The following is a 14,898-nucleotide window of genomic DNA, read 5'->3' on the forward strand; positions in this document are numbered from 1 at the left end:
CGGATTTTTCATATTGGTGTTGCTCGAAAAGCCGGAGATTCTGTCTCCGGTTTTTCTTTTACTTAAAGAAAATACGAAACTCTTAACTAGCTAAATAATGTGGAAATCTTTCTTTAAAATACTGATTAACCTCTACTTCTGTTTGTTCGTATATGTAGTTTTTTCAGTAGGAACTGATACTAAATACGGCGGAGCCGCAGCCTATCCCTCTGAACCAGGAACGTACGCTTTAGGGGGACATATTCTGTCTGTTTATCTGTATATCGTTCTGCTATTCTTTCCAGCTTATCTGGCGATACCCGCTATGTATCATCTAATAGTTTATCGCTTTAAGATTCAATCGCTTTGGGCTTTAGTGATCGGAGCGGGTATTGCTGGAAGTATAGGAGCATCCGTATTCTTGGCTCTTAGGTTAATGGGAAGTAACTTTTGGTTAATAGATATAATAGGGCTGGGAGTAACAGGTTTGCTGTATGGGCTAATAGATGGTCTTTGGGTAAGGAGAAAGAATTAGTAATTAAAGCCATTTTAAAACTACATTTAGCTATATAACGATGGGAAGAATATTTTTTAAGGTATTGATAGTCGTATTAATCACCCTTTGGTCCCATGCTTTAGTTTACGATGGATTAATAGATACATTAGGCAAAGCATATGAAACAGATTATTTAAATAATTCGTTGGACACATTTATAGTTTTTGTTTTTTATGGAATGTTACTCTTTTACCTGTTTCCTATAGGGACATTTCATAGTTTGATTAATTACTTTAAAATAAAGAATAAATTTCATTATGTTATCTTGAGTATGGGGTGTTTTGGGTTCTATGGAACCATTTTATTTTTCCTGACACGTGAAGGTAAATACTATACTTTGACTTTAATATCCTGGCTACTGGCAGGCCTTACTTACGGCATTATTTATTCATTATGGCTTAAGAAATATTTGAGGTTCTGGAAAAGTTAATAGCTTAAAATAAGTTATAAACTAGAAACTCCGGCAGGTTTTCTGTCGGAGTTTTGCGTTAATAAAAAAGAAAAGGTCACTTAATCCCCTGCATTCTACGAATACAAACCGGGTTGAGCGTCCAGTTTAGCCTGAGGTAGACGATAGACTCTGCATTTGTTTTGTACGTCTTCTTTTGCAATCCAGGTCGGAATGATGGAGGTGATCTGGCCGCTTCGAACAGCGGGTACCTACGGCGAATTCTAACGGCTGACGATCATAGTTCAGACGGTTAGCCGGAGTTTAGGTTACGTCTGCATATTTTTTAAAGAAGGAACGACTTTTGGTAACGCCATTGATAAGTATAATCTGAAACAATGTGGAAGCTAAGTATGCTGATTCAGGGCAAGAGACAGCATAGGGTGTGCTAGCATCAAATACGAAAGGCAGAAAGAAGCAGGGACGGAAAAAAAGAGCGTATATTTTGAAGATTACCTGCTCAGTATCAGTAAAAATGACTACCTTTGCATTCCGTTTTGAAAAAACGGATTCACTAAAGTTCAGCAGGCTCTTCGCCCGGTCGGCTGATGTATCCAGGGCGAGCCAAATTCTTATTATGGCAAAACCACAAGTAACTGATTTTGATTGGGATCACGCGGACAATCGCGGCTTTGGTAGTGGTTACTCTAAAGCTGAGCGTGATGAATTAGCTGCTCTGTACGAAGGTACGCTGAGTCAGGTAGCTGAGAAAGAAGTTGTTAAAGGTACCGTTGTTGGAGTTACGGATCGTGAAGTAATCTTAAACATTGGTTTCAAATCAGACGGGATGGTTCCCCGTGCTGAATTCCGTGACATGCCCGAGCTGAAAGCTGGTGATGAAGTGGAAGTGTATATCGAAAATCAGGAAGATCCTAACGGTCAGTTGATCCTTTCTCGTAAGAAAGCGAAGGTAATCACTGCCTGGGATAATATTCAGAAAGCTCTGGATCAAGACCTCGTAATCGATGGTTTTGTGAAGCGTCGGACGAAAGGTGGTCTGATCGTAGATATCTACGGTGTAGAAGCCTTCTTACCCGGTTCTCAAATTGACGTTAAACCCATCCGTGACTTCGATATTTTCGTTGGCAAGCGTATGGAAGTAAAAGTGGTGAAAATCAACTACGCTAATGATAACGTAGTCGTTTCTCACAAAGTCCTCATCGAGAAAGATCTGGAGCAGCAACGTCAGCAAATCCTGACGAACCTGGAAAAAGGTCAGGTACTCGAAGGCGTGATCAAAAACATGACCAACTTCGGTGTATTCATCGATCTGGGTGGTGTAGATGGTCTGCTGCACATTACCGATATCTCCTGGGGTCGTATCAACCACCCAAGCGAAGTCCTCAAATTGGACCAACGCATTCAGGTGGTTGTGCTGGACTTCGACGAAGACAAGAAGCGTATCTCTCTCGGCATGAAGCAACTGACTGCTCATCCTTGGGAAGCACTTCCTGCCGAAGTAGAGCCCGGTGCCCGCGTGAAAGGCAAAATCGTGAACGTAGCCGATTACGGTGCGTTCTTAGAAGTTCAGCCTGGCGTAGAAGGTCTGATTCACGTGTCAGAAATGTCATGGTCTCAGCATCTGCGTAATCCTCAGGACTTCCTGAAAGTAGGTGACGAAATCGAAGCAGTAGTACTGACGATCGATCGTGCTGAACGCAAGATGTCTTTAGGTATCAAACAACTGACGGCTGATCCCTGGACTCGTACAGAGCTGTTGTCTAAATACGCTCCTGGTACGAAACATTCAGGAACCGTTCGTAACCTGACTAACTTCGGCTTGTTCCTGGAAATGGAAGAAGGAATCGATGGTCTGGTACACGTTTCTGACCTGTCTTGGACTCGCAAAATCAAGCATCCTTCTGAGTACACGAAAGTAGGTGACAAAATGGATGTGGTTGTTCTGGAACTCGACGCTGAAAACCGTCGTCTTTCATTAGGCCACAAACAACTTGAAGAAAACCCATGGGATACCTTCGAGAACATCTTCACGATCGGTTCTGTACACAAAGGAACGATCATTGCTAAGTCTGACAAGTTAGCTCAAATCGAGCTTCCTTACGGTATCGAAGGACAAGCTCCGATCAAGCAATTAGCGAAAGAAGACGGATCAAATGCTGAAGTAGGTGAGTCTATCGACTTCAAAGTAATTGAATTCCACAAAGAAGAACGTCGTATCGTTGTATCTCACTCTAAAATCTGGAGTGATGCGAAGGAAGAAGTGAAAGTTGAAGAGAAGAAGAAGACGCAGAAAGCGGTTGAGAAAACCAACACAACGGCTGCTGCTGAAAAGTCTACTCTTGGCGATCTGGACGCTCTGGCTGCTCTGAAAGAGCAAATGGAACGCGGAAACTAATTCCACAGGCGATTCAATAACGCTTAAGACAGGGCGGGCTGAAAGGCTCGCCCTTCTTTATGATCTATCATTTGATTACTGTCGAATAGTTACACCCATCCGAAACGTCTACAATTTTATCGAAGGTTATCTTTCGTAGAGACGTCGATTTATCGCGTCTCTTTTTTGAAAGCAAATGATTTAAAAACTGACCGAGTAGGAGACGCGATAAATCGACGTCTCTACCTATGTGAAAATATATTTTTAAATACTTATTAGTCAGTGTTTTATAAAAAAATAGTTAATAAATAATAAAAAAAACGAAGCGAATGAATGGAAAACGCAATTTTCGCCCTATTTTTGCAGCCTCAAGAGCGGAAGAGCTTTTGAGAAACAACAAGGTACCATGGCCGAGAGGCTAGGCTGAGGTCTGCAAAACCTCCTACAGCGGTTCGAATCCGCTTGGTACCTCCCTAAAAAATCCCTGAGCTTTCCTCGGGGTTTTTTTATTCATACTCAATTCTTTTGGGAAGTAATAGCCATTGGCAAGGAGTTTAAGGATAAAGCCAAAGCCCCCTGTAAACTCGAAACTGCAAACTGAGTTTTAATCGACGAATCCATGTCGCACAAGAAAATCACTTCCGCTCTTCTATCTGTATTCCATAAGGAAGGCTTAGCTCCTATTGTTGAATCTCTGCACGCTCAGGGGGTTAAATTGTATTCAACGGGCGGTACCCAGTCATTCATCGAGGAAATGGGGATTCCTGTAACTCCCGTAGAAGAACTGACCAGTTATCCTTCTATTTTCGGTGGCCGGGTAAAAACCCTGCACCCTAAAATTTTCGGTGGTATTCTGTACCGTCGGGATAACGAGGACGATGTTAAAACGGCTGAGCAATACGAAATCGCTCCCATTGATCTGGTGGTAGTAGATTTATACCCTTTCGAAGAAACAGTAGCAGCGGGTGGTTCAACAGACGAAATCATCGAGAAAATTGACATTGGTGGCATCTCGCTGATTCGTGGAGCAGCTAAAAACTTCGAAGATGTTCTGATCGTATCCAGCCGTTCTCAATATGCGGAGTTACTTCGCATTTTGTCCGAACATCAGGCCACGACCAGCCTTGAGTTACGTCGTTACTTTGCCACATTGGCGTTCGGAGTTACTTCTCAGTATGATTCAGCAATTTACCAGTGGTTTGCAGGCCAGACGTACACGGGTCGTGCCGCTGATATCTTTAACTTCAAGCAGTTACCCGCCAATTCTTTACGGTACGGTGAAAACCCTCACCAGTCGGCAACGTTCTACGGCGATCTGAAAGGCATGTTCGAGCAACTGAACGGCAAAGAGCTTTCCTATAACAACCTGGTTGACGTAGACGCATCCGTGCAATTGATTGATGAATTTACGGATACTACGTTCGTCATTATCAAGCATACGAACGCCTGCGGTATTGCTACGGCTCCTACGGCGAAAGAAGCGTATCTGAATGCTCTTTCCTGCGATCCCGTTTCGGCGTTTGGTGGCGTAGTGGCTACGAATGCAAAAGTGGATATTGCCGTAGCGGAAGAACTGAACAAACTGTTCATGGAAATCCTGATTGCTCCTGAATTCGATCAGGATGCTATTGATCTGCTGAAGTCTAAAAAGAACCGCATTCTGCTGAAGCGTAATGTAGTGCAGCCAACAAAGCAGATGTTCAAGACTATCCTGAATGGCGTATTGGTTCAGGATAAAGATAACGTAGCGGAAACGGCAGCGGAAATGTCGCCTAAAACGGAAAAAGCTCCGACTGAAAGCGAATACAAAGCTCTGGAGTTTGCTCTGAAAGTTTGTAAACACACGAAATCCAATACCATCGTTCTGGCGAAAGAAAACCAGTTATTGGCCAGTGGAGTAGGGCAGACCTCTCGCGTGGATGCTCTGAAACAGGCTATTGCGAAGGCGGCTGAATTCGGCTTTGATCTGAACGGTGCAGTGATGGCTTCTGACGCGTTCTTCCCCTTCGCCGATTGTGTGGAGATTGCTCACAAGGCGGGTATTACGGCAGTGGTTCAGCCCGGCGGTTCTGTTCGTGATCAGGATTCCATTACCTATTGCAACGAAAATGGAATGGCAATGGTCTTCACGGGCGTTCGTCACTTCAAACATTAATAGCTTGTCACCCCAAGCATGGGAAGCGTCCTTTTCTTCTGAGAGGGACGCTTTTTTATGTTCTATAGAAATCGTTGCTGGGATAAAGCCCCTAACGAATGAAGGCCTTTCCCGATTCAGAAAAGGCCTTCATTCGTTAATAAAGTTATGACTTTGCAATTTCCGCCTCGACGGTCTGCTGAAGCGTGTGCACGTATTCGATTAACTCCGCTACCAGACCCGTCCAGCCCGTTTGGTGAGCTGCTCCCAGACCCGAACCGTCATTTCCGTTGAAGTATTCAAAGAATTGCAGACAATCCTTGAAATACGGATCGGTATTAAACTTACTGTATTGCTGTTGGTAAGGACGTAATCCCGTTTGGGGATCAGGCGTAAAGATTTTAATCAGCCGGCCCGCAACGGCCAAGGCGGCTTCCTTGATAGTGACCAGTTGTCCTGAATTCGTCGGATATTCAATCTCGAAATCATCTCCGTAATACTGATGAAATTTGAGTAAGGAATCCACAATCAGGAAGTTCATGGGGAACCACACGGGACCCCGCCAGTTGGAGTTACCCCCAAACATGGCTCCGGTACTTTCAGCGGGCGTGTACGCCACCCGTAATACCTCATTGCCCACCCGAAATTCATAAGGGTTGGTGGCGTAATACTTGGAAAGCGAACGCACGCCGTGATCGGAGAGAAATTCAGCTTCGTCGAATACCCGTTTCAAAATCATCTTCATCCGGTGACCACGAATGATCGACAACAGACGGGTTTCGCCTTTACCGGGTTCGTACCAGCGGGAAATCAGCGAAGCCAAATCCGGGCGGTTTGCCAATACCCATTCTACCCGACGTTTGAAATCAGGTAAGCGTTCCAGCAAGTCAGGGTCAAGAACCTCAACGGCGAACAGTGGAATCAGCCCTACCATTGACCGGAGTTTCAGTAACATACTCGGTCCATTTGGAATGTGCAACAAGTCATAATAAAACTGGTCGTCTTCATCCCAAAGGCTAATTTCTTCACGGCCCAGCGATTTCATGGCTCCGGCAATGTGCAGGAAGTGTTCGAAGAATTTCGAAGCCATATCCTGATAAGTCGAACGCTCCAGAGCAATTTCACAGGCAATCCGCAACATATTCAGGGTATACATGGCCATCCAGCCCGTACCATCCGCCTGCTCTAAATGCCCGCCCAGGGGTAACTGAGCGGAGCGGTCAAACACCCCGATGTTATCCATGCCGAGGAAACCACCGCCGAAGATGTTGTTACCCTGTTCATCCTTGATGTTAACCCACCAGGTGAAGTTGAGTAACAATTTATGGAAGACGCGTTCGAGGAAACCAATGTCTCCCTTCCCGTTCATTTGCTTGTCAATCTCATACACTTTCCAGGTAGCCCAGGCGTGTACGGGAGGGTTTACGTCCGAAAAAGTCCACTCATAGGCCGGAATCTGACCGTTCGGGTGCATGTAATACTCCCGAAGAACTACGGCTAACTGACGCTTGGCAAAGTCAGGATCCAGGCGGGCCAGGGGAACACAGTGGAAGGCCAGATCCCAGGCCGCAAACCAGGGATATTCCCACTTGTCGGGCATGGAGAGAATGTTGGCGGTATACATGTGTCGCCACGTGCGGTTACGGCCAAACTTCCGCTCGGGAGCGGGCTTGGGCATGGCGGGGTCACCATTGAGCCATTCGTTGACGTTGTAGTAATAAAATTGCTTCGACCAGAGCATACCCGCATACGCCTGACGCTGAATTTTCTTCAGTTCAGCATCTTTGACGTTTTTCTGAAGATCGTCGTAATATTCGTCGGCTTCCTGAATTCGCTGGTTGAAAACGGTATCAAAATCCTCGAAAGGCTCGTGATTGGAATAATTAGCAAAGCGTAAACGAACGGTAAAGCTTTCGCCTGCGGCTACTTTTCGGGTAAATTTCGCCGAAGCTTTAGTCCCGATATGATTGGGGTTAACCGTCTTTTTCTTACCACCGGAAACGACATAATCGTTAATTCCATCTTTAGGGTAAGGAGAGAAGTTAGGGCTATTAAAAACGCGTTCGAAGTTGGTTTCGTTTTCGCAAAAAAGCAGCGAATCCGCGTCTTCGATGTAGAGTTTGTATTTTCCCAGAATTTTATGGTCAACGTCAATGAGCGACTTGGAGTAACCCGTCAGCATCGGACGCACGCTGTAGTTTTCATAACCCCATATCCAGGTATTTCTGAACCAAAGCGTAGGTAATACCGTAATGGGAGCCGCCTTAGGGCCACGGTTATGTACCGTTAGGCGAATGAGAATGTCGTTTTCGTCGGCCTTCGCGTATTCCATCTCCATGTCGAAATACTCGTTTTTATCGAAAACGCCCGTATCCATTAATTCAAATTCGGGTTGTTCGCGATTCCGATTCCGGTTTTCCCGCAAGATCTGTTCGTACGGAAAAGCTTGCTGTGGATACTTGTACAGCATTTTCATGTACGAGTGCGTCGGAGTGGAGTCGAGGTAATAGTATAATTCCTTGACATCTTCTCCGTGATTCGACTCGGGGTTGGTCAAACCAAAAAGACGTTCTTTGATAATGCCATCTTTATGATTCCAGAAAGCGAAGGCAAAACAGATGTGACCCTTATTGTCGGAAAGGCCACCAATGCCGTCTTCGCCCCAGCGGTAGGCACGGCTGCGGGCGGTATCATGCGAGAAAAAATTCCAGGCGTCGCCATTCGATGAATAATCTTCTCGTACCGTACCCCACTGACGTTCAGCGAGGTATGGCCCCCACTTTTTCCAGCCTTTGTTATCCGCACGTTGGGAAAGTCGTATTTTTTCTACAATCATAAGCTATGAATCAAGATAGTCTCTGAATGGGAATATGAACAAAGAACGGAATTAGAATAAAAACTTACGCCTTTGCTCGTTATTATTAAGAGAAATGTAACAATCGTACCCGAAATTTACGCTCTCGGAGCGTAGCCGAAAGGATACTCCTAAATAGCTCAAATTTTCTTATTAAAACGTATATTTTTCTATGACTGCAAAATTTGCCCTGCTGGCGGGTTCATTATTGGGAGCGTTAGGCGTAGGGCTGGGAGCTTTCGGAGCCCATGCACTCAAGCCTATGTTAGTGGCAACGGGTCGGTTTGATACCTTTGAAACCGCAGTTCGATACCAGTTTTATCACGCCCTGGCTTTACTGGCCATCGGATTATTAATTAATCAATTACCAGTCATTGAAAAAGGCTTAGGTTGGGCGGGCTGGGCTTTTCTGATTGGCGTAATCATTTTTAGCGGCTCGCTGTATACGATCTGTTTTGCCGGTATTAAAGCCTTCGGAGCCGTGGCTCCCATCGGCGGAACGTCCCTCATCATTGGCTGGTTAATTCTGGCTTATCAGGTAACAAAGGCTTAGTGCATACGTTTAAGGTGGTTTGATGTAGGTTCCAGGAGTTGAAAATAGCCTCCCCAAAGGTTCAAACATTGGGGAGGTTATCAATACAGTAGGGTAAGGGTCAGCAAAACCCCAGCGGGATTAAATTACGAATAGCCCTGGACTATCCAGCCTAGGGAAGAATTTATAAGCTGAAAAGAACCTTATCAAACCATTTCAAACGCACTCAACCCCTTTAATACCCGTATTTTTCTTTCCACAAAGCCTTCAGCCGCTCCCTGATTTTCTCTTCAGCGGCGTTGCTCTGCGGTTCAAATAGCTTCGTACCTTTCAGGGATTCCGGTAAAAATTCCTGCTCCACAAAATTGCCTTTATACTGGTGGGCGTAGCGATAATCTTTACCATAATCCAGTTCTTTCATCAGTTTCGTTGGAGCATTTCGCAAGTGCAAGGGAATCGGCTGGGCTCCGGTTTTCTGAACTAGTTCCAAGGCCTGATTAATGGCCGAATACGCTGAGTTACTTTTAGGCGAAGTGGCTAAATAAATTGTTGCTTCAGCCAGGGGAATGCGGGCTTCGGGCAATCCCAGCACCTTAACGGCCTGAAAACAGCTTTCGGCCAGTAATAGAGCATTAGGGTTGGCCAAACCAATGTCTTCTGCGGCTGAAATAAGAATACGGCGGGCAATGAATTCAATATCTTCTCCGCCGTCCAGCATCCGGGCCAGGTAATAAATCGCCGCATTGGGGTCAGAACCGCGAATGGATTTAATGAAAGCCGAAGCGATGTCATAATGAGCTTCGCCGCCTTTGTCGTATAAAGCAATGTTTTGCTGGACTTTATCGAAGACCAATTCGTTGGTAATCAGAAGTGGCTCGCCGGCTCGCTGAAAGTTGGTAATTAACTCCAGTACATTATATAATTTCCGACCATCGCCACCGGATAACTGTAGCATTGCCTCGTATTCTCCCACCTGAATGTTACGATCTTTCAGAAATTCATCCTGCTGTAAAGCTCGATTAATCATTTCGATGAGGTCTTCTTTCTCAATCGATTTCAAGACGTATACCTGACAGCGGGAGAGCAAAGCCGGAATCACTTCAAAGGAAGGATTTTCGGTAGTAGCCCCAATGAGAGTGACAATGCCGCGTTCTACGGCCCCAAGTAATGAATCCTGCTGAGACTTGGAAAAGCGGTGAATTTCGTCGATAAACAGAATGGGACTGGCGGAGCTAAAAAAACGTTGTTTAGAAGCAGCCTCAATGGTTTCCCGAATATCCTTAACTCCCGAATTGATAGCAGAAAGGCTAAAAAATGGAACTTTCAGCGATTGAGAAATCAGCGTCGCTAACGTTGTTTTACCCACACCCGGCGGGCCCCATAAAATCATGGAGGGAATGCGTTGAGCTTCAATCGCCTGCCTTAGCACCGAGGTCGGTCCTAATAAATGACGTTGACCAATGTATTCATCGATTGTTTTCGGACGCATGCGTTCCGCAAGTGGTTGCATAAGCTAGGCAGGTTTATCTTCAGGCTTTTCGTACTTCAAAAATAGATAAGCAAAATACAAACAAACGAGCCAGCATAAGACAGTAAAGCTTAAAAGCAGGCGTTTTGAGTAATAATGCTTACGTATTTTCACCTTTTTTTATGCGGGTAATTACCCGATTTACCTCTTGGTAAAAGTCAATATAAAAAACTTGGTGCAAATTTACTTAGGTAACCATGCTGCCTTCTTAGGTAAGTATTGTTAATGAATACTTTACATAATCTCCCTTTATCTACTTAACATATGGCAGATTCAGTCTTACCTACGGGCGAGTTAATTCCTTTTAAAGAAGCCGAAGAATTGATAGCCCGTTACCAGAAAACGCATCCGGGTCAACTGGAAGGTTTTATTGTCGGTAGAAACATTGTTGAACAATTGCTGGCTCCTGAAGGTGTGGACACCGTTAAAATTCTCTTTGGAGAATTTGAGGACGGTAAAGTCAACATCGTCTTGTATCCTTCTGATAAGGATGGAAATCGGATTCCTCTGCGAAACGATGCTTCGGCTCAACGCGGAGAGGAAGATGGGGGCGATTATGCTGCCGATCGAGTTGGAACCATTCCTCCAGGAAAAGGCTAGTAATCAATTGAATGGATTGGGGGAATTCTCCCAATCCAGCTTTTATTTTATAGGATCACCTGGTTTTAAAAAATGGAAGACCTCTATATTTATGAATCTATAATCTGAATCTATTTCTATGAGTTCGCAGGAGTGGTTGCGTCACATTTCTATTGCCTTTGTCTTATTACCTTTCATAGTAGGGTTATTAAGATTTCATTACCTCAAAGAAGATTATAAATTATTACTAGGATACTTAACGGCATCTGTTCTGGTAGAAACCTGGGGAGAAATTACCTTTTTCATGAACTCTAAGGGTAACATGATTGGGTATAATATATATACAATCCTGGAGGTTACGTTATTAGGCTTATTATACGTAAAATTCATTAAAACTAAACTGTTTAAAAGAATAGTTCTCATTTCAATTGTTGCTTTTGATTTACTAGCTACCGTTCGTTGTCTCATTGATCCGCACGCCTACGATGATTTAAGCTGGAGTTTGTCCAACGCATTATTGATTACTTACGTACTGTTATTCTTTTACGATTTACTAAAGCAACCGGAAATAGCCGTCCTAACGAAATATCCCATGTTCTGGATTAGTGCGGGCATTCTGATTTTCTTCTCAGGAACCATTTTTGTGTTCCTTTTCGGGAAGTATATCATTGCAGATATGGATACGATGGGGGACTTATGGGATATGATTAAATGGCTGAATATTTTCTATAATATTCTTCTGACCATAGGATTAGCTCAGAAAAAATCAGTAATAAAAATCCAACCTAATTAAGTGATGAACTATATTCAACTGCATTTGAGAGAAATTATTATTATTGGTTCTTCTGGTATGATTAGTCTTTCACTCGTCATTATAGGGTTAGTCTGGTTTCTACACCGAAAATTAGTGGAGCAACATTGGGAGTTGAATCAATTCAAAGAATAGCTTATAGTCAACGATGAATATTTCGCTGGGAGGCGTCCGTTTAGCTTTAATTGCCGGCATCGCCATCATGCTTTTGATGGCGATATTCATCGTATTATTTCTAGTGTTGTATAAACGCAGGCAGGATAAGCAGAAGGAGGAGGTTCGGCAACTCGAAGAACAACACCAGAAAGCGTTACTGGAAGCAAGTATTCGCTCGCAGGAAGTAGAAGCCAAGCGAATTGCAGCAGATTTACACGATGATATCGGAACCTTACTCTCCGCCACACGGATGAGTTTTTCGCAGGTAACGAAACACCTGGATGATAGCGTAGAATCCAAAGAAACAGCCGATCATACGAAGAAGCTACTCGAAGAGGCCGTAGAAAACGTTCGACGCATCACCAAAGATATTCAACCTCCTGCTCTCGAGAAATTGGGTTTGGTAGCCGTTTTGCATGATTTGGTACGAAAGCTTCAACTAGCCAACCCGGCTATTGCTATTGACCTGGAATGCCAGGGTGAAGGCGAAAGACTCGAACGCTCCATTGAATTTACACTCTTTCGCATTGCCCAGGAGCTACTCCATAACAGCCTGAAGCATTCCCGGGCTTCTCGCATTGAGTTATTCCTTCTGTTTAAACCTCATCGCGTGTTGTTAACCTTTAGTGATGATGGCGTTGGGTTTAATCTGAAAGAAGCTCAGCAACAGACGGTTTCGCTGGGTTTGAAAAATATTGAAAGTCGCCTCAACGTTGTGGGCGGTCACGTTATTTTTGAAACTTCACCCGGTGAAGGCATGCATACCGTTATAGAAATTCCATTACTCCATTCCAACCCATGATGTCAATTATTACTGATCAAATTCGAGTTGCTGTTGCTGATGATCACGCACTTTTTCGGCGGGGTTTGGCTAACATTCTTAATACCTATGACGGGATCAAAGTCATTATTGAAGCCCAGGACGGTCAGGATTTACTAACCCAAATGGCTTTCGAAGCTCCCGACGTAATCCTGCTGGACTTGCAAATGCCCGTGATGGATGGCATCAAGGCTACGGAGCAACTTCGCCTTCGCTTCCCTGACGTAAAGATCATTATTATCTCCATGCACGATGATGACGGCTTTGTAGCTCACCTGATGGAGCTTGGGGCGAATGGGTATATCATTAAAGACAGCGATCCAGATGAGGTGGTAAAAGCCATTCAAACCGTTGTGAAGGAAAATTATTACTACGGAGCCTTTATCAATAAGGTAATGCACCGCCGAATGCTGGATAAAGCCAAAACCAAGAAGCCCAGCTTTACGGCTCAGCCTGCCTTAAGCGAACGCGAGCTGGAAGTGCTTCAGCTCATTTGTAGTGGCTTGACGAATGCCCAGATTGCCGCCAAATTATTTCTGAGCGACCGAACCGTGGAAGGGCATCGAACCAGAATTATGGAAAAAATTGGGGCAAAAAACACGGCAGCGATGGTTGTGTACGCCGTGAAAAACGGTTTATATTAACGCTTCATAAAATCACCACTGGTAATTTGGGAGAGGCCAATGATGGGTAAATTGTAGACATAAACCCAAGCCGTGACAGAAGAGCCGTCGCTGAGTTGAACAGTCTCCTGCTGTCGTAAATAATCGGAATGAGCTTCATCATCGGGATAATACCCTTCGTAAGGATCTAATTCGAAGAAGGTTTTTTCAGGATTAGCTAATAAATACACCTCTCCCTGTACCCGCTCTTCATGCTGCGTTGTTGAAATCAACGCGGGGTACCAGTCCACCAAATAAAGTTTTCCAGGTACGGAGCCGTCGGCAACCCACTCGGCCTGATTTTTCAGTACCTGGTGCATGGCGTGATCAGCCGTACGGCGTAGGGTACCGTATACGAATAGATAATGCATAGAGGGATGAGAAGCAAGATTGAACTCCAGGGTTGGTTGTAAAGGCAAAGCCGCTCAAGTGAGCGGCTTTGTCCAACTAACCCTTAACCAAAACTAAAAAAATCATGAAGCCCGGCAATAGACAGAATCCGTCAGAGGAGTGCTCTTCAGGCCGGGGTAGGTATGTATCGTGACGTCTTCCTGAGACAGGAACAACTGAATGGCCCAGTCAAGGACAATATTCATGAGCGAACGGGCAACTTTAGGATAAGAAGTTAGATTCGCTGCGTTTTCTGAAAGATCTTTTTTCGGGGTTGGTTGTACAAACGTGCTGGTTTTTTTGGCCAGCTGGTTTACCAGGCTTTTACCATTATACAGGCGATGGGGCATACCCATGCCAAAACCCTGAACATTAAACAGGCCTATAAGAACCAGCAAAAAGGAAATTTTTCGGAAAGCTAAACCAAAGAACTTCATAGCTGAAAGAAGGTTAAAGTCAGACGGTGATTCTAAGTAACAAATTCAGGATGAGCTTTACCAGCAATTTCGGATGAACGGATGATAGCTCGGTTTCAATAGCTTACCCTGATGATACAAAGATAGGTGTTGTTAGGTACTTTGCAATACATGGTACCTATTTTTTTACTAATTTGTTTGTATCCGGTCTATTGAAGCGTTTACAGGATAAGGATGCAATGGAAAGGAAAAACGTTGCAGAACAGACAAAAAAAATCCCCAACTTTTTATTAAAGCCGGGGAAGGGTATAGAGAAGATCGAAAAATTTACAATACTACGACTGAGTTTTCTTCGAATGAGACACCGCTGGATACATACTTATCAGCTTCCGAATCATTGATCCAATTGGTACCATCGATTAAGTAGCGGAACTGATATTCTTTACCTGTGCTTAATTCAACAGTGGCTTTGAACGATCCATCCTTTTGTTTTTTCAAAGGCGTGGCGTTTACATCCCAGCTGTTAAATTCACCTACAACTGCTACTTTTTCTGCTCCTTTGCCAGATTCAGCAGGAACTAAGAAGGTTACCTTAGTGATTGGCTTGCTTTTGAGAGATTGCTTAGACAGACTCATGGTTGGATTATTCATTTTGATTTCCGAAACAAATATGCAAGCAACGGAACAATAAAACAACT

The 14,898-nt window shown here is 44.2% G+C and carries 13 protein-coding genes and 1 tRNA gene; 9 read left to right on the forward strand and 5 right to left on the reverse strand.

Features of this window, described 5'->3' with window-relative positions:
• Positions 1-97: 97 nt before the first annotated feature.
• The 4 genes from QE390_RS10570 (at position 98) to purH (ending at position 5,473) form a co-directional block, all read left to right on the forward strand.
• A complete protein-coding gene (locus tag QE390_RS10570; RefSeq protein WP_307142110.1) occupies positions 98-514 on the forward strand; it encodes a hypothetical protein in 417 nt (138 codons plus the stop codon).
• Positions 515-1,560: 1,046 nt separating this feature from the next.
• Entirely contained in the window at positions 1,561-3,339 is a 1,779-nt protein-coding gene (gene rpsA, locus QE390_RS10575; RefSeq protein ID WP_106635348.1) for a 30S ribosomal protein S1, read from the forward strand.
• 379 nt (positions 3,340-3,718) lie between these two features.
• A tRNA-Cys gene (locus QE390_RS10580) sits at positions 3,719-3,789 on the forward strand.
• Between the two features lie 148 nt (positions 3,790-3,937).
• Positions 3,938-5,473 (forward strand): bifunctional phosphoribosylaminoimidazolecarboxamide formyltransferase/IMP cyclohydrolase, encoded by a 1,536-nt coding sequence (purH, locus tag QE390_RS10585; protein WP_106635100.1) that lies wholly within the window; start codon positions 3,938-3,940, stop codon positions 5,471-5,473.
• A gap of 145 nt (positions 5,474-5,618) precedes the next feature.
• Here purH and QE390_RS10590 read toward each other — a convergent pair whose 3' ends face one another.
• Complete coding sequence (locus QE390_RS10590) at positions 5,619-8,288, reverse strand: glucosidase (protein WP_307142111.1); 2,670 nt, start codon at positions 8,286-8,288, stop codon at positions 5,619-5,621.
• Positions 8,289-8,478: 190 nt separating this feature from the next.
• Here QE390_RS10590 and QE390_RS10595 point away from each other — a divergent pair, with 190 nt between their 5' ends.
• Complete coding sequence (locus tag QE390_RS10595; protein WP_307142112.1) at positions 8,479-8,859, forward strand: DUF423 domain-containing protein; 381 nt, start codon at positions 8,479-8,481, stop codon at positions 8,857-8,859.
• A 214-nt stretch (positions 8,860-9,073) separates the two neighbouring features.
• On the opposite strand, the gene QE390_RS10600 is transcribed toward QE390_RS10595, so the two are convergent.
• Positions 9,074-10,348, reverse strand: a complete 1,275-nt coding sequence (locus QE390_RS10600) for a replication-associated recombination protein A (RefSeq protein ID WP_307142113.1) — start codon at positions 10,346-10,348, stop codon at positions 9,074-9,076.
• A 282-nt stretch (positions 10,349-10,630) separates the two neighbouring features.
• Here QE390_RS10600 and QE390_RS10605 point away from each other — a divergent pair, with 282 nt between their 5' ends.
• From QE390_RS10605 to QE390_RS10620, 4 genes are all read left to right on the forward strand, one after another.
• Entirely contained in the window at positions 10,631-10,966 is a 336-nt protein-coding gene (locus tag QE390_RS10605) for a hypothetical protein (protein ID WP_106635103.1), read from the forward strand.
• Between the two features lie 118 nt (positions 10,967-11,084).
• Positions 11,085-11,738: a hypothetical protein gene (locus tag QE390_RS10610; RefSeq protein WP_106635104.1), complete on the forward strand. Its 654-nt coding sequence runs from the start codon at positions 11,085-11,087 to the stop codon at positions 11,736-11,738.
• Between the two features lie 166 nt (positions 11,739-11,904).
• Positions 11,905-12,714 carry a sensor histidine kinase gene (locus QE390_RS10615; protein WP_106635105.1) on the forward strand — a complete coding sequence of 270 codons (810 nt, stop codon included), beginning with the start codon at positions 11,905-11,907 and terminating at the stop codon, positions 12,712-12,714.
• Entirely contained in the window at positions 12,711-13,376 is a 666-nt protein-coding gene (locus QE390_RS10620; protein ID WP_232793546.1) for a response regulator transcription factor, read from the forward strand. The genes QE390_RS10615 and QE390_RS10620 overlap by 4 nt, the downstream gene beginning before the upstream one ends.
• On the opposite strand, the gene QE390_RS10625 is transcribed toward QE390_RS10620, so the two are convergent.
• From QE390_RS10625 to QE390_RS10635, 3 genes are all read right to left on the reverse strand, one after another.
• Positions 13,373-13,765: a gamma-glutamylcyclotransferase gene (locus tag QE390_RS10625; RefSeq protein ID WP_307142114.1), complete on the reverse strand. Its 393-nt coding sequence runs from the start codon at positions 13,763-13,765 to the stop codon at positions 13,373-13,375. The genes QE390_RS10620 and QE390_RS10625 overlap by 4 nt on opposite strands.
• A 102-nt stretch (positions 13,766-13,867) precedes the next feature.
• A complete protein-coding gene (locus QE390_RS10630; protein WP_106635108.1) occupies positions 13,868-14,221 on the reverse strand; it encodes a hypothetical protein in 354 nt (117 codons plus the stop codon).
• A gap of 306 nt (positions 14,222-14,527) precedes the next feature.
• Positions 14,528-14,851 (reverse strand): isoamylase early set domain-containing protein, encoded by a 324-nt coding sequence (locus QE390_RS10635; protein ID WP_307142115.1) that lies wholly within the window; start codon positions 14,849-14,851, stop codon positions 14,528-14,530.
• Positions 14,852-14,898 lie beyond the last annotated feature (47 nt).

Origin of the sequence: Siphonobacter sp. SORGH_AS_1065 (genome assembly GCF_030818595.1) — a bacterium.
Taxonomy (GTDB): domain Bacteria; phylum Bacteroidota; class Bacteroidia; order Cytophagales; family Spirosomataceae; genus Siphonobacter.